General features: G+C 70.8%; 14 protein-coding genes and 1 pseudogene. 3 read left to right on the top strand and 12 right to left on the bottom strand.

Annotated elements, in window-relative coordinates; genetic code table 11:
* Nucleotides 1–114 precede the first annotated feature (114 nt).
* Both ACWY4P_RS38570 and glnA read right to left on the bottom strand, forming a co-directional pair.
* Entirely contained in the window at nucleotides 115–1,752 is a 1,638-nt protein-coding gene (locus tag ACWY4P_RS38570; protein ID WP_456205216.1) for a serine/threonine-protein kinase, read from the bottom strand.
* Between the two features lie 76 nt (nucleotides 1,753–1,828).
* Nucleotides 1,829–3,190, bottom strand: coding sequence for a type I glutamate--ammonia ligase (gene glnA / locus ACWY4P_RS38565; RefSeq protein WP_456205214.1), 1,362 nt, complete (start codon nucleotides 3,188–3,190; stop codon nucleotides 1,829–1,831).
* 471 nt (nucleotides 3,191–3,661) lie between these two features.
* Here glnA and ACWY4P_RS38560 point away from each other — a divergent pair, with 471 nt between their 5' ends.
* Both ACWY4P_RS38560 and ACWY4P_RS38555 read left to right on the top strand, forming a co-directional pair.
* Complete coding sequence (locus ACWY4P_RS38560; protein WP_456205213.1) at nucleotides 3,662–5,230, top strand: multicopper oxidase family protein; 1,569 nt, start codon at nucleotides 3,662–3,664, stop codon at nucleotides 5,228–5,230.
* A 137-nt stretch (nucleotides 5,231–5,367) separates the two neighbouring features.
* Nucleotides 5,368–7,125 (top strand): NAD+ synthase, encoded by a 1,758-nt coding sequence (locus tag ACWY4P_RS38555; RefSeq protein WP_456205212.1) that lies wholly within the window; start codon nucleotides 5,368–5,370, stop codon nucleotides 7,123–7,125.
* 337 nt (nucleotides 7,126–7,462) lie between these two features.
* Here the strand turns inward: ACWY4P_RS38555 and ACWY4P_RS38550 are convergent, their stop codons facing one another.
* The 5 genes and pseudogenes from ACWY4P_RS38550 to ACWY4P_RS38530 all read right to left on the bottom strand — a co-directional run.
* On the bottom strand, nucleotides 7,463–8,236 hold the full coding sequence (locus ACWY4P_RS38550; protein ID WP_456205211.1) for an SDR family oxidoreductase: 774 nt from the start codon (nucleotides 8,234–8,236) through the stop codon (nucleotides 7,463–7,465).
* A 270-nt stretch (nucleotides 8,237–8,506) separates the two neighbouring features.
* A complete protein-coding gene (locus tag ACWY4P_RS38545; RefSeq protein ID WP_456205209.1) occupies nucleotides 8,507–9,292 on the bottom strand; it encodes an alpha/beta fold hydrolase in 786 nt (261 codons plus the stop codon).
* Nucleotides 9,293–9,356: 64 nt separating this feature from the next.
* Nucleotides 9,357–10,592 carry an MFS transporter gene (locus ACWY4P_RS38540; RefSeq protein WP_456205208.1) on the bottom strand — a complete coding sequence of 412 codons (1,236 nt, stop codon included), beginning with the start codon at nucleotides 10,590–10,592 and terminating at the stop codon, nucleotides 9,357–9,359.
* Between the two features lie 18 nt (nucleotides 10,593–10,610).
* Nucleotides 10,611–10,958, bottom strand: coding sequence for a hypothetical protein (locus tag ACWY4P_RS38535; RefSeq protein WP_456213373.1), 348 nt, complete (start codon nucleotides 10,956–10,958; stop codon nucleotides 10,611–10,613).
* A 211-nt stretch (nucleotides 10,959–11,169) separates the two neighbouring features.
* Nucleotides 11,170–11,325 (bottom strand): annotated as a pseudogene (locus tag ACWY4P_RS38530) (methyltransferase domain-containing protein); the annotation flags it as partial.
* A gap of 128 nt (nucleotides 11,326–11,453) precedes the next feature.
* Between ACWY4P_RS38530 and ACWY4P_RS38525 the strand changes: the two are divergent.
* Nucleotides 11,454–12,488: a hypothetical protein gene (locus tag ACWY4P_RS38525; protein ID WP_456205207.1), complete on the top strand. Its 1,035-nt coding sequence runs from the start codon at nucleotides 11,454–11,456 to the stop codon at nucleotides 12,486–12,488.
* A 10-nt stretch (nucleotides 12,489–12,498) separates the two neighbouring features.
* Here ACWY4P_RS38525 and ACWY4P_RS38520 read toward each other — a convergent pair whose 3' ends face one another.
* The 5 genes from ACWY4P_RS38520 to ACWY4P_RS38500 form a co-directional block, all read right to left on the bottom strand.
* A complete protein-coding gene (locus ACWY4P_RS38520; protein WP_456205205.1) occupies nucleotides 12,499–12,921 on the bottom strand; it encodes a hypothetical protein in 423 nt (140 codons plus the stop codon).
* Nucleotides 12,922–13,064: 143 nt separating this feature from the next.
* Complete coding sequence (locus ACWY4P_RS38515; protein WP_456205204.1) at nucleotides 13,065–14,270, bottom strand: MFS transporter; 1,206 nt, start codon at nucleotides 14,268–14,270, stop codon at nucleotides 13,065–13,067.
* Nucleotides 14,271–14,410: 140 nt separating this feature from the next.
* Nucleotides 14,411–15,439: an endonuclease/exonuclease/phosphatase family protein gene (locus ACWY4P_RS38510; protein WP_456205203.1), complete on the bottom strand. Its 1,029-nt coding sequence runs from the start codon at nucleotides 15,437–15,439 to the stop codon at nucleotides 14,411–14,413.
* Between the two features lie 222 nt (nucleotides 15,440–15,661).
* On the bottom strand, nucleotides 15,662–16,270 hold the full coding sequence (locus ACWY4P_RS38505) for a TetR/AcrR family transcriptional regulator (protein ID WP_456205201.1): 609 nt from the start codon (nucleotides 16,268–16,270) through the stop codon (nucleotides 15,662–15,664).
* Nucleotides 16,267–17,895, bottom strand: a complete 1,629-nt coding sequence (locus tag ACWY4P_RS38500) for an MFS transporter (protein ID WP_456205200.1) — start codon at nucleotides 17,893–17,895, stop codon at nucleotides 16,267–16,269. The genes ACWY4P_RS38505 and ACWY4P_RS38500 overlap by 4 nt, the downstream gene beginning before the upstream one ends.
* Between the last annotated feature and the right edge of the window lie 24 nt (nucleotides 17,896–17,919).

Here is a 17,919-nt window from a genome sequence, read left to right as displayed (position 1 = left end):
CCTCTCGAGTGCCGCCGCCCACGGGCCCGCGCCCCGGTGACCAGGGCGGGCCCGCTGACGAGCCTAGGCCCTGCGGGGCGGATGGTGACGTGTGAGGTCAGCGCCGGACGAGTGTCAGGGGCCCCAGCATTGCCAGGAGTGCGCGTTGTCGATGTCGTAGTAGTGCGCGATCGCGTCGGAGTCGTACTGCTGGGTACACGCCGCCGCGACCGAGACGTCGATGTCCGTGCTCTTGTACGGCCGTCGTCCCCCCGGTGTGCCGCACCTCCAACCGAAGACGTTGTCGTCGGCGCCGACACCGAGGACGGCTTGGAGATCGGGTCCCTGACTCCGGCAGTAGGCGGCGATGTCGACGCCTCCCAGCACGGCGTAGCCGGACGGAACGAGATCCGGTCCGCCCTTTCCTCGGGGTTGCCAGGAGGATCCGGGTCGCTCGGAGGACGGAGGCTGCGAAGCGGGCGGGGTGGTGTACGAGGTCTGCGAGGTCTGCGAGGGGGTGGGCCGGTGGGTCCTGGGCGTCGTGGTGGCGCCGGCCGCGCCGCCGGTGCCGCCCGCGGCCTTGTCCCGGTCGGTGCCGTGCGCCGCCCAGATGATCAAACCAGCGATCGCCGCCACGCACACCGCGGCGATGGCGAGTACGGCGAGGCCGCCTCTTCGCCGACGGCGGGGGGCATCGAGCGGCTCCTCGCCCGATACCGCGGTTTCGTACGGCGTCGTGCCGTACGTGCCGTGCTCGGCGGTTGGGTCCTGGACGGCCGCGGAAGCGGTGAGGGTCTCACGATCGGCGATCTCGCGATCGGCGAAGGCCGCCCTCTGGGCGATCAGGGCCGTGACTTCGCGCGGCCAGACCGGACTGGCTTCCCCTGCCGCGTCGCCCGTCACCACCGTCGGCAGATTCGGGGCGCACCTCGTGACCAGCTCCGTGGCGGTGGGGCGGTCGGCCGGATCCTTGGCCAGACAGGCGGCCACCAGGTCGGCCAGATCCGGGTCGGCCGCGCGCAGCGGGCCGAGCTCCGGATCGCCGTGCACCACGCGGAAGAGCACATCGGGGCCGGAGCCGACGCCGAACGGCGGTTCGCCTTGCGCGGCGTAGTAGATCAGACAGCCGAGGGCGAACACGTCGGCCGCCCCTGTCAGCCGTTTGTGTCCCATGGCCTGCTCGGGCGCCATGAAGGCGGGCGTGCCCACGGTCTGCCCGGTGAGGGTCAGCCGACTCTGGTCCGCCGCGCGGGCCACCCCGAAGTCGATCACCTTGAGGCCGTCGAGCGTCAGCATCACGTTGGAGGGCTTGAGATCGCGGTGCACCACGTCCAGGGCGTGCACGGCCGCGAGGGAACGGGCGACCTCGCGCATCAGCAGCCACATGTGGGACGGGGGGAGCCCGGCTCCGTGCAGGTCCCGCGCCTGAGCGAGATCGACCCCGGACACATACTCGGTGGCGAACCACGAGGGCCGCTCGGCGCGGTCCGAGGCCAGCAGGCGGGCGCTCAGCCCCACCGGGAGCCGGGCCAAGTTGTCGAGTTCGTGCCTGAAATGCTTCAGGAAATGATCGTTCTGGATGAGGTGGGGCAGTACCTGCTTGACCGCCGCGAACCGCCCGGAGTCGTCCACACCGAGGTAGACCCGGCCCATACCGCCCGTGCCCAGCACACCCAGGGTCCGGTAAGGACCGATGCGCGGCGGGTCCGAGGATTCGAGCGGGCGAGCGCCGCTGCCTGTCAGGTCGACGCGTCTCTCCCCGCCCCCAGTCACGGACGGGAGCATAACAACACGGGCGAGCCCTCAACTCCTGGCCGACGCCGTGACGACGCCGGCCAGGAGCCCTGGCTTACAGCACCGGCAGGTTCTTGCGCAGCTCGAAGGGCGTGACCTCGGAGCGGTACTCCTCCCACTCCTGCTTCTTGTTGCGCAGGAAGAAGTCGAAGACGTGCTCACCGAGCGTCTCGGCGACCAGCTCGCTGCGCTCCATCAGGTAGATGGCCTCGCCCAGGTTCTGCGGCAGCGGCTCGATGCCCAGGGAGCGCCGCTCCGCGTCGGACAGCGCCCACACGTCGTCGTCGGCCCCGGCCGGGAGCTCGTAGCCCTCCTCGATGCCCTTGAGGCCCGCCGCGAGCAGCACGGCGTAGGCGAGGTAGGGGTTGGCGCCGGAGTCGAGGGAGCGGACCTCGACGCGGGTGGAGCCGGTCTTGCCGGGTTTGTAGAGGGGCACGCGGACCAGCGCGGAGCGGTTGTTGTGGCCCCAGCAGATGTACGAGGGGGCCTCGCCGCCGGCGCCCGCGGTGCGCTGTGAGCCGCCCCAGATGCGCTTGTAGGAGTTGACCCACTGGTTGGTGACGGCGGAGATCTCTCCGGCGTGGCGCAGCAGGCCCGCGATGAAGGAGCGGCCGACCTTGGAGAGCTGGAACTCGGCGCCGGACTCGTAGAAGGCGTTCCGGTCGCCTTCGAAGAGGGAGAGGTGGGTGTGCATGCCGGAGCCGGGATACTCGGAGAACGGCTTGGGCATGAACGTGGCCTGCACGCCCTGCTCCAGCGCCACCTGCTTCATGACCAGCCGGAACGTCATGATGTTGTCGGCGGTGGACAGCGCGTCGGCGTAGCGCAGGTCGATCTCCTGCTGGCCGGGCGCGCCCTCGTGGTGGGAGAACTCGACCGAGATGCCCATCGACTCGAGCATGGTGATGGCCTGGCGGCGGAAGTCCATGCCGATGTTCTGCGGGGTGTGGTCGAAGTACCCGGAGGAGTCGGCCGGCACCGGGCGGCTGCCGTCCACGGGCTTCTGGCTGAGCAGGAAGAACTCGATCTCGGGGTGGGTGTAGAAGGTGAACCCGAGGTCGGAGGTCCTGGCCAGGATCCGCTTGAGCACAAAGCGCGGATCGGCGAACGACGGGGAGCCGTCCGGCATCAGGATGTCGCAGAACATCCGGGCGGTGCCGGGGGCCTCGGCGCGCCAGGGCAGGATCTGGAAGGTGCCCGGGTCCGGCTTGGCGATCATGTCGGACTCGTAGACGCGGGCGAAGCCCTCGATGGCGGAGCCATCGAAGCCGATGCCTTCGTCGAAGGCGCCTTCGAGCTCGGCGGGCGCGACGGCGACCGACTTGAGGAAGCCGAGCACGTCGGTGAACCACAGCCGCACGAACCGGATGTCGCGCTCTTCGAGGGTGCGGAGCACGAACTCCTGCTGCTTATCCATGGTCCCCTATCCTTGCAGGTCAGACGGCACTTGGGGTACGTGTGGGGCGCCTGTGGACCCCAGTATCACCCGACAGGGTTTCGGAGAGGTTTCACACCTCTCCCCGGCTTTCCCCGGCTTTCCCCGCCACGATGTGTGCATCGTACTTTCATGTAGCCCCGGACGGCTCCGAGCACCTCGCGCCCGGGCCCGCCACCCGGGTTTCGATACCCCTTGGGGGTAAGGTTTGGCCGAAGTCGGCGTGCGCCGACACCGATCGTAGGGGCCGTGGCCGACCGGAGCGACCGGAGGAACGCGATGCGCGGACAGCGGAGGGCGACGACCGCCTGGCGCCGCCGGATGCCCCTGTGTGCCGCGCTGCTGCTGCGTATATAGGAGCGCGTCCGCCCACCCCGCACCCCCGCGCGGGGCGGGCGTACGCGCCGCCCCTTCCAAGCAGCTCACACACATCGGCCATAGGGGTGCCCACTCATGCACGCATTCACTCGCCGCGCCGTGCTCGGCGCGGGGATCGCCGTCGCGGGCGGCGGCGTACCGCTCACCTCCTGCTCGCCCTCGTCCTCCGCGTTCGACGACCCACACGGCCCACACCGCCCCGGCGAGGGCTATGTCTCCCCCTACGGCGAGGAGGTCGCCGCCACCGACCGGATGCGGGGGCGCGGGCCCGTACAGGAGATCCGGCTGACCGCCACCACCACCTCGCTCGACCTCGGCGCCCGTACGGTCAGGACCTGGGCGTACGGGGACGAGCTGCCCGGCCGGCCGATCCGGGTCACCGCGGGCGACACCCTCGCGGTCCGGCTCGCCAACCACCTGCCGCGGTCCACCACCCTGCACTGGCACGGCATCTCCCTGCGCAACGACATGGACGGCGTCCCGGGCCTGACCCAGCCGCCGATCAAGGCCGGAGCCTCCTTCGACTACCGCTTCACGGTGCCGGACCCGGGCACGTACTGGTTCCATCCGCACTCCGGCGTCCAACTGGACCGGGGGCTGTACGCGCCGCTGATCGTCGAGGACCCCAGGGAGCCGCTCGAGTACGACCTGGAGTGGATCGTCATCCTCGACGACTGGGTCGACGGGGTGGACGGCAGCACCCCGGACGCGGTGCTGGAGGAGCTCGGCGGCGGCATGGCGGGCATGGCAGGCATGGACGATACGGGCGGCGGCAGGGATGACGCCGAAGACGACGACGGCCCCCGCACCGGCCCGTCCCGGCTGCTGAGGGGCGCCGAGAGCCGGCTGCTGGGCGGCGACCCGGGCAATGTGGCGTATCCGTACTACCTGGTCAACGGCCGCACCCCGGACGACCCCCGGGCCTTCCGCGCCAAGCCCGGCGACCGCGTCCGCATCCGCATCATCAACGCGGGCGGTGACACCGCCTTCCGCGTCGCGCTCGGCGGCCACACCATGACGGTCACCCACACCGACGGCTTCCCGGTCGAGCACACCACCACCGACGCGCTGCTGCTGGGCATGGCCGAACGCTATGACGTGGTGGTCACCGCCCAGGACGGGGTCTTCCCGCTCATCGCGCTGGCCGAGGGCAAGGGGCGCTCCGCGATGGCCCTGCTGCGCACCAGCGAGGCCGCCGGAGCGCCGCGGCCGTCCGTGCGCCCCAAGGAGCTGGACGGCAGACTGATCACCGCGGACGAGCTGCGGGCCGCGGAGGACGTGCGGCTGAAGCCCCGCGACCCCGACCGGACGATCCGGCTGCGGATCACCGGGTCCATGCAGCGGTACGACTGGGCGATCAACGGCAAGCCGTACGACCCGTCGCAGCGCTATCCGGTGCGCGCGGGCGAACGGGTCCGCCTGTCCTTCATCAACGGCACCGACATGTGGCACCCGATGCATCTGCACGGCCACACCTTCCAGCTGCCGGACGACGGCCCGCGCAAGGACACGACGATCCTGCTGCCGCACCACAAGGTGAACGTCGACTTCGACGCGGAGAACCCGGGGCTGTGGATGGTCCACTGCCACAACGTCTACCACTCGGAGTCCGGGCTGATGACGATCATCGGTTACCAGGAGTAGCCGGACCGTGGCCCGGTCTCCGTCGCACGTGACCACGGAGACCGGGCCGACGGAGACCGGGCCGACGGAGACCGGGCCGACGTGACGAAGGAGACACTCAGGGCCATCGCGTCAAAGAGACGATTACACTGGGCGCCGTGCCTCAACTTCGCCTCGCTCTGAACCAGATCGACTCGACCGTCGGCGACCTCGACGGCAACACCGAGTCGATAGTCCACTGGACCCGGCACTCCGCCGAGCAGGGCGCCCACCTGGTGGCGTTCCCCGAGATGGTGCTGACCGGCTACCCCGTCGAGGACCTGGCGCTGCGCTCCTCCTTCGTCGAGGCGTCCCGCGCCGCGCTGCGCGCGCTGGCCGCCCGGCTGGATGCCGAGGGCTTCGGTGAGCTGCCCGTCGTCGTCGGCTATCTCGACCGCAGCGAGCGGGCCCAGCCGCGGTTCGGCCAGCCGGCCGGGGCCCCGCAGAACGCCGGCGCCGTGCTGCACCGCGGCGACGTGGTGCTCACCTTCGCCAAGCACCACCTGCCGAACTACGGCGTCTTCGACGAGTTCCGCTACTTCGTCCCGGGCGAGACGCTGCCCATGATCCGCGTGCACGGCGTCGACGTCGCCCTCGCCATCTGCGAGGACCTGTGGCAGGACGGCGGCCGAGTGCCCGCCACCCGCTCCGCCGGGGCCGGGCTGCTGGTGTCGATCAACGCCTCGCCGTACGAGCGCAACAAGGACGACACCCGCCTGGAGCTGGTCCGCAAGCGCGCCCAGGAGGCGGGCTGCACCACCGCGTACCTCGCCATGATCGGCGGCCAGGACGAGCTGGTCTTCGACGGCGACTCGATCGTCGTCGACCGCGACGGCGAGGTGATCGCCCGCGCCCCGCAGTTCGCCGAGGGGTGTGTGCTGCTCGACCTCGACCTGCCCGCCGCCGACCCCGGCTCCGTGCCGCAGGGCGTCGTGGACGACGGGCTGCGCATCGAGCACCTCACGCTCTCCGCGGACCCGCTCCCGGCGTACGAGCCCGAGCTGTCCGGCGGCCACGCCGAGCGGCTCGGCGACGACGAGGAGATCTACACCGCGCTCGTCGTCGGCCTGCGCGCGTACGTGGCCAAGAACGGCTTCCGCAGCGTGCTGATCGGCCTGTCCGGCGGCATCGACTCCGCGCTCGTCGCGGCCATCGCGTGCGACGCGGTCGGCGCGCAGAACGTGTACGGCGTCGCCATGCCGTCCCGCTACTCCTCCGAGCACTCGATCGCCGACGCCGCCGAGCTCGCCCGGCGCACGGGGCTGAACTTCCGTACGGTCCCGATCGCCCCGATGTTCGACGCCTACATGGAGTCGCTGCACCTCACCGGCCTGGCCGAGGAGAACCTGCAGTCGCGGCTGCGCGGCACGATGCTGATGGCCATCTCCAACCAGGAGGGCCACATCGTGCTGGCCCCGGGCAACAAGTCCGAGCTGGCCTGCGGCTATTCGACCCTGTACGGGGACTCGGTCGGCGCGTACGGCCCCATCAAGGACGTCTACAAGACGTCCATCTTCCGCCTGGCGACCTGGCGCAACCAGGCCGCGGAAGAGCGCGACCAGACCCCGCCCATCCCGGAGAACTCGATCACCAAGCCCCCGAGCGCCGAGCTGCGCCCGGGCCAGGTCGACACCGACTCCCTCCCCGACTACGACGTGCTCGACCAGATCCTGGAGCTGTACGTCGACCGGGACCAGGGCCGGGCGGAGATCGTCGCGGCGGGCTACGACGACGAGCTGGTCACGCGGATTCTGCGGCTGGTGGACACCGCCGAGTACAAGCGGCGACAGTACCCGCCGGGCACGAAGATCTCCGCCAAGGGCTTCGGCAAGGACCGCCGCCTCCCGATCACCAACCGCTGGCGCGAACACGGCTGATCCGCTCCCGGCCCCCGGAGCCCATGGTTCGGGAAGGGGCGGGGAGAGAAACCCGCCCCGCCTAGCACTCCAGCCGTCAGATCGTGATCTTCATGTCTGAGCGGCTTGTCGCCGGTAGTGGCTGGCCTGGGATCGGGCCTGGTGGCGGCGTCACCAGTCGGACCGGCCGAGCTGGTGGGCGGCTGTAGCCCGAGCACCAACCGAGCCGCCCGACGGCGGGATTCGACCCAGGCAAACCGGCCCGCCACCCGGCCCATCACGTCCTCAAACGCATCCCGCCAGCGGGCCCCCTCGGGCTGGAAATCACCGCGAGGTGCTCCCGCCCAAGGAGGGAGGCTCACAGCCCAGAACCGCCCGTCGCGTCGATCACCCGGCCGGTCACCCAGCGTGCGTCGTCGGAGGCGAGGAAGGCCACGATGTCAGCCACGTCTTCCGGCTGCCCGACCCGGCCCAGCGCGGCCAGGGACGCCGCGTGGGCTTCGGCCTGCGGATTGCCTCGCAGCCAGCTCGCGTTGACGTCCGTGTCGATGACGCCGGGCGCCACCGAGTTCGCTGTGATGCCTCGGGGCCCCAATTCCTTGGCGAGGGTGAGGGTGAAGGTGTCGAGTGCACCCTTGGTGGCGCCGTAGGCGATGATCTCCGGCATGGCCAGGCGAGCCGCACCACTGGAGATGTTGATGATCCGCCCTCCGTCGCGCAGCCGCTCCAGCCCTTGCTGCACGATGAAGAACGGTGCGCGGACGTTCACGGCGAAGACCTCGTCGAAGCCGTCCTCGGTCAGCGACGCCAGATCAGAGCTGCAGCCGATGCCGGCGTTATTGACGATGATGTCGACGCCTCCGCCAGGCGTGTACTGGTCGGCATGGGCATCAAAGGCAGCCCACAGGGAGGCCGCATCATCATGCCGTCCCAACTCCGCGTGCAGGGCGAAGGCGCGGCCGCCGTCCTTGCGGATGCGTTCAACGACCTCGTTCGCCGCTGTCTCGTCACGGGCGTAGGCGACGGCGACGGTGGCGCCGTCCCGGCCGAGACGTTGCGCGATGGCCCGGCCGATGCCTCGGCTGCCGCCGGTGACCAGTGCGATCTTTCCCTCAAGTGTGCGCGTGCCCATAGCTGTTGACTACTCCTCGATTTGGTGAGCGATGGCTGGCGAGCTATCCGATGCGGCCAACCCCCGTGCGTTGGCCGCGTACTTCGCCACGGTCATCCAGGGCATGTCGCAGCGCGCCCGCGATGGGGCTGCGGCGGCCGAGCTGACCGAAACGGCCGAACTCGCACTGGTTGCATGGCACGCGACACGACACTGATCACATGCGCCAACCCGCCATCTCGCCTGCCCAGCCACACTGGACGGCAAGATCACGATCTAACGGCTGGAGTACTAGTCACCCACGTGCGCGTCCAGGAACTTCCTGATCAGCGCCAGCCACTCGTCGGGGGCCTCCGCGAACGGGAGGTGGCCGGAGGGGAGCTCCGCGAACTCCGCTCCGGCGATCCCGTCCGCGACCTGCCGGTGGTGGTGCGGCGTGGCCATCGCGTCCAGGGTGGTGGAGATCACCAGGGTCGGCACCCTGATCCGGCCGAGGTCCTCGCGTACGTCCACGCTTCCGACGAGCTCGACCTGCTGGACCGCCCCGGGCGGTACGGAGGCGCGGGCCCCGGCCACCGCCTCCGCGAGCTGCTCGGCGGTCATCCGCTCCAAGAACGGCGCCCCGGCACCGGCGAGCACCATCCACCGGGCCGCCGCCTCCTCGTCGTCCGACCTGAGGTGACGCAGCCAGTCCTCGACCAGCAGCCGCATCCGCGGGCTCGGGTGGGCGAAGGTGGCGGTCAGCACCAGGGCGGTCACCCGTTCCGGGTGCCGGGTCGCGGCGCGTAGGGCGACGGGGCCGCCCAGGGAGTACCCGGCGATCGCGAAGGTCTCGAGCCCTTCCTCGACGGCGGTGGCGACGAGGTCGTCGGCGAGCCGGTCGAGGTCGAGCGGCCCCTCGGCGGCCGGGGTGCGGCCCGAGCCGGGGTAGTCGGGGCCGACCACCTTGTACCGTTCGGCCAGCCCGTCCAGGATCGGGCCGTAGTTTCCGTCGACGCTGCCGGTGCCGCCGTGGGCGAGGAGGAGCCCGGGGCCCGTGCCGCGCACGATGCGTCCAAGGGTTGATGTGGTGGTCATGGAGGTGTTCCTTCCGTGGATGGATGATGTGCGGTTCCCGGCGGCCGCGAGGCCGGTCCGGGGATCACAGGGTCTGGCTCTGCCGCGCAGGCTCGGCGCCGTCGCTTCGGCTCGGCCGACGGCCGGTCACGCCGCCGCGCCCCGTGAAGACCCTGTCGGCCGCCAGACCCAGCGCGGCCAGCACGACGAGCGCGCCGACCGGGGCGAGTGTGGTCAGGCCGAGGCCGCCGCTCCCCAGGACCCGGCCGCCGAGCCAGGACCCGGCCGCGATGGCGAGGTTGAAGACAGAGGTGTACGCGGAGACGGCCAGCGTGGGGGCGTCCGGCGCGGCGGCCACCGCCCGGGTCTGCAGAACCGGCACCAGCGCGAAGGCGACCACGCCGAGGCCGAACACCGTCACCGCGGCCGTCGCGGCCCAGTGGCTGGTGACCGCGAAGACGGCCAGCCCGGTCGCCAGCGCGCCGATCAGGGCGCGCAGCGAGCCCTGGGGGCGGCGGTCGGCCAACCGGCCCCCGACGATGTTCCCGACGAGCGCCCCGCCGCCGAAGACCACCAGCAGGGCCGTGACCGACCGCTCGCCGAATCCGGCGACGCCGCCGAGTATCGGCGCGATGTAGGTGTAGACGACGAAGAATCCGGTCTCGGCGACCAGGGTGACCGCGAGGAGTACGACGGCCCGGCGGGCGCGAAGCGCCGCGAGCCCGTCACGGAGCCGGGGCGTCGCGTCCGGGCGGATGGCCGGGACGAACAGCCCGACTGCCACGAACGCCAACGCGCTGACCGCGCCGAGGGTCCAGAACACCGCCCGCCAGCCGTGGGCGTTGCCGATCCAGGTGCCGAGCGGAGCGCCGAGGACGGTGGCCAGGTTCAGCCCGGTGGATACGAAGGCGACCGCCCGGCCCCGCCGCGCCTCGGGGACCATTGCCGCGGCGGTGACCAGCGTGATCGCGAAGAACGTGCTGTGGGTCAGCGCGGTGAGCACCCGCGCGGCCATCAGCAGCCCGAACCCGTCGGCGCTCGCGGCCACCAGATTGCCCGCCGTGAACACCACGAGCAGCCCCAGCAGCGCCCTCTTGCGCGGTGCGCGCAGGGTCAGCGCGGTCACCAGCGGACCGCCGACAGTGGTCGCCAGCGCGTACCCGGTCACCAGCAGCCCGGCGGTGGGCACGGACACCCGCAGATCGTCGGACAGCTCCGGCAGCAGACCCACGACCACGTACTCGGCCGTGACCACGACGAACAGACATGCGGCAAGCGCGCCGAGCGCGAGCCGGTTCACGCGGGGAGACGTCGAACTCATGAACGCGACGCTAAAGTCTCACATCGGTGTCAGAGTCAAGTCGGCGAGTGAGGCGTTCCCGCCGACCATACGGGGGAAGGATGGCGGAACCCGGCGCCGGCAGCGATGGCCGAGCCAGGCGGCCTCCATCTGCTCCCACAGGTCGACGGCGCCACCGTGCGTGACGGTGCCGACGTGCTCCCCGGTGAGCGGGGCGCGGGCCCACGACCCGTCACGCCGCTGAAGCTGTAGCGCCAAGTCACGGGTCTCGTCGTCGACGTGGTGGACGAGCTCGACACCGGGGAGGTGCAAGGCGGCCACCAGGTGGAACGGGTAGTGCGCACGGATGTCCGCGGCGGTGACCTTGGTCTCCCGGGAATCGGCCACGGGTGCGTACGGCGCCCCTCTCACGCCGGGAGTACGTGCGCGCGTCACCACGAGCGGCCATGAAGCGCCCGGTCGTGGCGGTGAAGTGCCCGAGGGCGCGGCGTTCCTCGTCGACGGCGAGCCGGACGAGGCCGCCCTCGATGCCGAGGGACAGGTCGGCGATGATGATGCCGCCAGGCCGGGGTTGCTCGATCCATGCGGCAGGGATGCCAGGGACTGAGCAGGTCGCGATGATCCGGTCGAATGCGGAGTGTGCCGGGTGGCCGCTTCGCCCGTCGCCGGTGGCGAGGTGCGGTTGAAATCCCGCGGTGGCGAGTCGGCCGCGGGCGGTTTCGACGAGGTCCGGGTCGATGTCGACGGAGTGCACAAGGCTGTCGCCGAGGCGGGCGCGAAGCGCGGGGGGGTGTCCGACGCGACGGCCACCGCCCGCATCCGCGGGACCGGCAATGGTCTTCCCTCAACGCCCTGGCGGGAGGGACGGGTACCCTTCCCCGCATGCCTGATGATCTTTACGCCTCCTTGGGCCCCGGGGCGCGGGCGCAGCTGGTCGCGGAGGCATCCGTGCCACTACGCGGCGCGGTGCGATTGCTGACGGACGGCTTCCTGGCAGTCCCCTGCGCCCGCGAGGTCATGGTGCTGGACCGCGCGTTACGGGTCGTCTCCCGTTTCCCTGTCCCAGAGGAGCTGGCGTGTCGATATCGGGAGCCGGATGGGGACATCCGGATCGATGTGAGCCCTGATCGCCGGTGGGTGGTTCTCGCGGGCACCGAGTGCATGATGGTCGTTGACTCGACCGGAAGGGTGGCCTGGCGCACCACATATCCCACTTTCGGCGATGCCGGCGGTGACGCGGTGCCGGCCTGTGGAGTGTTCAGCTCCGACGGCTCCGAGTTGTGGGCCTTCATACCGGTCCTCGGCCCATACGCCGACGAGAACTGGGTGGATGACGCCGAGCGATGGGTGGTCAGGACGTCGGACTGGCAGATCACCGGTAGAGCGGAATCCCGCTACCGGGGGATCACGGACATCATCACCTCTCCCGATGGGAGCCGACTGGGATTTGCCTACTTCGACGGTCACGCAGCGGATGGCATCTGGACTGCCTGGCACGACAACGTCGAGAGCGCTCCCGTCCGAGGGCGCTGGTTCCCGCTGGACGTGTCTCCCGACGGTCGCCACTGGCTCGGCGGTACCTGGCACGACATCGTCGTGGGCGACTTCACGGGGAGCGAGATCCGGCTGAACGAGGACGGGCGATGGGATCACTGGGAATTCACCCCGGGCGCCTGTTTCCTGGACCCGAAACAGGTGCTCGTCGTCGGACGTCACGACGGCGAGAAGAACCGGCATCTATTGTTCCGCACCGACACCTTGGAACCGCTCGGGTACATCGCATATCCCGCGCAATTCCCGGACGAACAGGACAGCGGGTTCGTGCGCGGTCACGGCGACGGCACCTGGCTGACCATGCACATCCCCGGATACGAACGGCCCGACGAGGGACGACTCCGTCGCTGGACCACTTGCTGAGCCCACCGGCTCACGACGTGGGGAGCTCCCCTCGCTGGGTGATCATCCACATCCACGCCTCCAGGGTGGCGACGAACTCGCCGAGGTCGGGCGTGGTGCAAGAGGCCCGCTCATGGTCCCAGTCGGGGTCGAGGACGACGACGCGGAAGCCGCAGCCGCCGTACCAGCCGGCGTCTACGGTGATCTCCCGAGCCCGCAGGCCGCCCTTCTCCACCACCTCCTCCGCGGTCAGCCACGGCGGTGGTGCCGTACGCGCCCAGTACAGGTCCTCCGAGTCGTTGGCCTCGACCCTTCCATCCGGCAGACGTCGGGCCGACAGCTGGTTGTAGATGACGTTCCAACCGGCCGGAACACGCAACGGGATCAGGCCCCACTCCTCGGAAACGGCCACGGACAGCGGGGAATTGGGCGGAAGCCGGAAGATCGGGTCCATGCGCCGACAGCGTAGTCAGGGATGCGTTCCAAGGCGCCGACGGAGGCGGCGCCCCCCGCACCGCAACGCGCCCCCGCCACCGGCCGTCGGTCGGGCCGGGGGCGGGGGCGCGCTCGTGTGTGCGGTCCGTACGGGCGGCGAGGTCAGCCCACCTCGGTGAGACGGGGCATCGACTCGCTGCTCGCCACCACCCGGGACGCCCCACTCGTACCGCGGTCGAGCGCGCCCGCCGTGACCGCGATGGCCAGGCCGACCACCGCGAGTGCCGCGCCGACCAGGGTCGGCGAGGTCCAGCCCCAGCCGGCCGCGATCGCGACGCCGCCGAGCCAGGCGCCGCCCGCGTTGGCGAGGTTGAAGGCGGAGTGGTTGGAGGCGGAGGCGAGGGTCGGGGCGTGCCGGGCCTTGTTCATGACCAGCATCTGCAACGGGGTCGTGGTCATGAAGCCGACCGCGCCCAGCACCACGACCGTGACCATGGCCGCCCACTGCACGTGCACGGTGAAGTCGAACAGCACCAGCACCGCCGCGAGCGCCGCCAGCGACCCGTAGAGCGTGGGCCGCAGGGCCCGGTCGGTGAGCGGTCCGGCGATCAGCGCGCCCAGGGTCATGCCGATGCCGAAGAGGGCCAGTACCACCGTGACGGAGGTCTCGGCCAGGCCGGTGACCTCGGTCATCATCGAGGAGAGGTAGCTGTAGACGGCGAAGACGCCGGCGAAGCCGAAGACCGCGGTGAGCAGCCCGAGTACGACCTGGCGGTCACGCAGCGCGCCCAGTTCGTGGCGGAGGCCGGCCTGCTGGTCCAGGGAGATCTGCGGGATGAGCCGGGCGAGCGCGGCCATGGCGACGATGCCGATCGCGGCGACCACGACGAAGGTGGCGCGCCAGCCGAGGCGCTGGCCGAGCAGGGTGGCCACGGGCACGCCGACGATGTTGGCGACGGTGAGGCCGAGGAACATCGTGGCGACCGCGCGGGCCCGCCGCTCCTCCGCCACCAGCCGCGCCGCGACCACCGCGCCGACGCCGAAGAACGCGCCGTGCGGCAGCCCGGCGAGCACCCGTCCGGCCACCAGCAGCCCGAAGGAGGGGGCCAGGGCGGAGGCGAGGTTGCCCACCGTGAAGAGCGCCATGAGAAGGATGAGCATCCGCTTGCGCGGGATGCGGGAGCCGAGGGCGGTCAGCAGCGGAGCGCCCACCACGACACCGATGGCGTAGGCGGAGACGAGGTACCCGGCTGTCGGCACCGAGGTGCCCAGATCGTCGGCGACGTTGGGCAGCAGGCCCATCATCACGAACTCGGTAGTACCAATGCCGAAGGCGCTCACAGCGAGTGCGAGCAGGGCCAGGGGCATGAGAGACCTTTCAAACGAAGGAGAAAACGGCAAGGGACGTGTATGTTCTCTTCCGGAACAAAGTCTCTCACGCGTTTTGTTCCCTGGGAGAATCGCCCAGGTGAACATGTCGTTAGGTCTGTAGGTCTCGTCGGCAGTTCTCAGAGCTTGACCGACGCCGCCACCGGCAGATGGTCGCTCCCGGTCCGCGGCAGGGTCCACGCCGAGACCGGCGCCATCCCGCGCACCATGATCTGGTCGATGCGCGCCATCGGGAACGACGCGGGCCAGCTGAAGCCGAAGCCGTCGCCCGCCGCGCCCTGCGCGGACCGCATCTGCGAGGTGACGGGGGCCAGCGACCGGTCGTTCATGGTGCCGTTCAGGTCGCCCAGCAGAATCACCTTGTCGAGCGGCTCGTCGGAGATGGCCTCGCCCAGCGCGTCGGCGCTGTCGTCGCGCTGCCCGGCGGTGAAGCCCGCGTTGAACTTCACCCGGACGGATGGCAGATGTGCGACGTACACGGCGACGCGGCCGTCGGGGGCGGCGACGGTGGTGCGCAGCGCCCGCGTCCAGCCGAGCTTGATGTCCACCGGCTTGGTGCCGGAGAGCGGGTACTTGCTCCAGAGCCCGACCGTGCCCTGGACCGTGTGGTAGCGGTAGGTGCCCGCCAGCGCCCGCTCGTACGTCGGCACCGCGGCGCTCTTCAACTCCTCCAGGGCCACCACGTCCGCGCCCGAGGCGGCCACGTCCTTCGCGGTCTCGGCCGGGTTGGGGTTGTCCGCGTTGACGTTGTGGGTGACGACCGTCAGATCGCCGTCGCCGCCGGACTTGTCGGCGAACATCAGCCCGCCGAAGAGGTTCAGCCATACGGCGATCGGCAGCACCAGCGAGAGCACGGCGCTGGCCGACCGGCGGACCAGCGCGAGCACCAGCAGGATCGGGATCAGCAGACCCAGCCAGGGCAGGAAGGTCTCCAGCAGACTGCCGAGGTTGCCCACGCGGTTGGGGATCTCGGCGTGGAAGATCATGACCAGCGCGAGCAGCACCGCGATCGCCGCGAGGACCAGCCCCCGCCGCCAGATCCCGCGGTCACGCCGGAGCCGGTCGAGCAGGCGCCGGGCCCGAGAGCCGGTCGGCTCAGGAGCGTCTCCCCCGTGCTGTGCCGTCTCCTGCGTGTACGCCTGCGCCATTCGTCGTCCGTCCCTCGCTTGCCTCAACTGCCGCGCCTTGGGCTAAGACCATAGGCGATGACCAGGGCTTTCCCCGACGCTCCGGGCGAGTGCCCCCAACAGGGGGACGTTCACCGGGAGCGTATGGGTTCCGGCTCCGGGGGGAGAGCGCGGCCGTTGTGACACAACGGGCACAAACCAGCCATAAGACGGCGGGTGTCACCAGCCGCGAGGCGACGGGCGTCACACCCGGGGCCGCACCCCTTCGAGCACCGTATCGACGATGCGCTCGGCCAGTCCCTCCGGCAGCGCCTTCCGTTCGTGAAGAATCGTGCGGGACAGCATCGGGCCGGTGAACAGATCGGCGAGCAGCTCGACATCGAGGTCGTCGCGGATCTCGCCGCTCGCCATCCCACCGCGCAGCACCTCGTAGAGCACCTCGCGCCGGGCCGCTATCACATGGTCGTCATAGGCGCGCCACAGCGTGCGGTTGGCGTGCATCTGAGTGACCACGGTGCGCAGCAGGGCGGAGTTCCGCTTGGCCAGGCCGCGCCGCCGCATCAACTCCAGGATGGTGACCAGGTCGTCGCGGACCGAGACCCCGGCCGGCCGCGGGCTCGGCTCCTCCAGCGAGCGCATCACATCGATCATCAGCGCGTCCTTGCCGGACCAGCGGCGGTAGACGGTGGCCTTGCCGACCCCCGCCTCGCGCGCGATCCGCTCGATGGACAGCTCGCCGATCGTGGCGCCCTCCTCGATCAGCCGCAGCGCGGCCTCGATGATCGCGGCGTCGGCGGCGGCGCTGCGCGGCCGCCCCGGCAGCCGGGGCCCCGCGTAGTCGGACGCGGTCATCGCTCCGCTCCGGCTCCCGTTTTCTCCCGCGACCGGCCGGCGCCGGGCTCGCCTTCGGCGGCGCCCTTGCCGGGCAGGAAGGCCAGCACGACCAGCGCGCCGAAGAGGGCGACGGCCGCCGAGCCGAGCGCGGTGATGTGCATGGCGTGGACGAAGGCGTCGTGCGCGGGGCCGATCAGCGCCTGGCCCTTGGTGGGCCCAAGCTTCTCGGCGAGGCCGAGGGTGGCCTCGACGGACTCCCCCGCCGTGTGCCGCGCGGAGTCGGACAGCCCGGACATGCCCGCCAGGGTGTCCTTGATGCCGTTGCGGTAGGAGGTGGAGAGCACCGAGCCGAGCACCGCGACCCCGAGCGCGCCGCCGACCTGGCGGAAGGTGTTGTTGAGCGCCGAGCCGGAGCCGGCCTTCTGGCGCGGCAGCGTCTGCATGACCGTCAGCGTGACGGGCGGCATGATGTGCGCCATCCCCGCGCCCTGGAAGAAGAAGAGCAGCTCCATCACCACGAGGGGGGTGTCCACCCCCAGCTGCGTGAACCCCGCCATGGTCCCGGCCACCAGCAGCATGCCGCCCGCGCACACCGCCCGGACCCCGAACCGCTCGACGACCAGCCGGGTGCGCGGCGCGAAGATCAGCTGGGCGACGGCGAGCGGCAGGATCAGCAGGCCCGACTCCAGCGCGCTGTAGCCGCGCACGCTCTGGATGTAGAAGACCATGAAGAAGGTCACGCCCATCAGGGCGAAGAAGACCAGCGCGATCGCGGCGACGGCGGCCGAGAAGGCGGGCTTGCGGAAGTACGAGACATCGATAGCCGGGTGGTCGCTGCGCTTCTCGTACACCACGAACAGCGCCAGGACGACCAGGCCGCCGCCGATCGTGCCCAGCACCCGCGCGTCGGAGAAGTCGGCGAGCTGGCCGCCCTTGATGATGCCGTACACCAGCAGCACCAGACCCACGACCGACAGCAGCACACCGCCGGGGTCGAGCCGGCCGGGCGCCGGGTCCTTGGAGTCGGGGACCAGCAGCGCCATCGCGACCAGCGCGATGACGACGACGGGCACATTGACGAAGAAGACCGAGCCCCACCAGAAGTGCTCCAGCAGCACGCCGCCGGTGATCGGGCCGATCGCGATGCCGAGGCCGACGGCCGCGGTCCAGATGCCGATGGCCTTGGGCTGCTCCTCGCGCTCGAAGACGTTCACCAGGATGGCGAGGGTGGCGGGCATCACGAGCGCCGCGCCCAGGCCCATCAGCGCCCGGAAGCCGATCAGCTCGCCCGGCGAGCCGGAGTACGCGGCGAGCACCGAGCCGATGCCGAACACCACCATGCCGCTGAGCAGCACCTTCTTGCGACCCAGCCGGTCGCCGAGGAGACCGGCGGTGAACAGCAGCCCGGCGAAGACGAGGGTGTAGGAGTTGATCGCCCATTCCAGCTGGCTCTGGCTGGCGCCGAGCCCCGTCGGCTCGGGCGAGGCGATGGTCTTCATCGCCACGTTGAGTATGGAGTTGTCGAGGACGACGACCAGGACGCTGAGCATCAGCACGACCAGGATCGCCCACCGTCTGCGGTGGATCACCTCGGGGACGCCGCTCACGGCGGAGGCGCCCTGGGTGTCGGAGGGGGAGGCCATATCTCCCAGGCTAGGCAGCGTTCC

It is taken from the genome of Streptomyces sp. LZ34 (assembly GCF_053890475.1).
Note: the sequence above shows the minus strand (reverse complement) of the source record. Positions and strands in the feature narration are given on the sequence as shown.

Coding starts and splice junctions, on each gene's coding strand:
- glnA (WP_456205214.1), bottom strand. CDS start 3,190: ATGGATAAGCAGCAGGAGTTCGTGCTCCGCACCCTCGAAGAGCGCGAC.
- ACWY4P_RS38560 (WP_456205213.1), top strand. CDS start 3,662: ATGCACGCATTCACTCGCCGCGCCGTGCTCGGCGCGGGGATCGCCGTC.
- ACWY4P_RS38550 (WP_456205211.1), bottom strand. CDS start 8,236: ATGGGCACGCGCACACTTGAGGGAAAGATCGCACTGGTCACCGGCGGC.
- ACWY4P_RS38545 (WP_456205209.1), bottom strand. CDS start 9,292: ATGACCACCACATCAACCCTTGGACGCATCGTGCGCGGCACGGGCCCC.
- ACWY4P_RS38540 (WP_456205208.1), bottom strand. CDS start 10,592: ATGAGTTCGACGTCTCCCCGCGTGAACCGGCTCGCGCTCGGCGCGCTT.
- ACWY4P_RS38525 (WP_456205207.1), top strand. CDS start 11,454: ATGCCTGATGATCTTTACGCCTCCTTGGGCCCCGGGGCGCGGGCGCAG.
- ACWY4P_RS38520 (WP_456205205.1), bottom strand. CDS start 12,921: ATGGACCCGATCTTCCGGCTTCCGCCCAATTCCCCGCTGTCCGTGGCC.
- ACWY4P_RS38515 (WP_456205204.1), bottom strand. CDS start 14,270: ATGCCCCTGGCCCTGCTCGCACTCGCTGTGAGCGCCTTCGGCATTGGT.
- ACWY4P_RS38510 (WP_456205203.1), bottom strand. CDS start 15,439: ATGGCGCAGGCGTACACGCAGGAGACGGCACAGCACGGGGGAGACGCT.
- ACWY4P_RS38505 (WP_456205201.1), bottom strand. CDS start 16,270: ATGACCGCGTCCGACTACGCGGGGCCCCGGCTGCCGGGGCGGCCGCGC.
- ACWY4P_RS38500 (WP_456205200.1), bottom strand. CDS start 17,895: ATGGCCTCCCCCTCCGACACCCAGGGCGCCTCCGCCGTGAGCGGCGTC.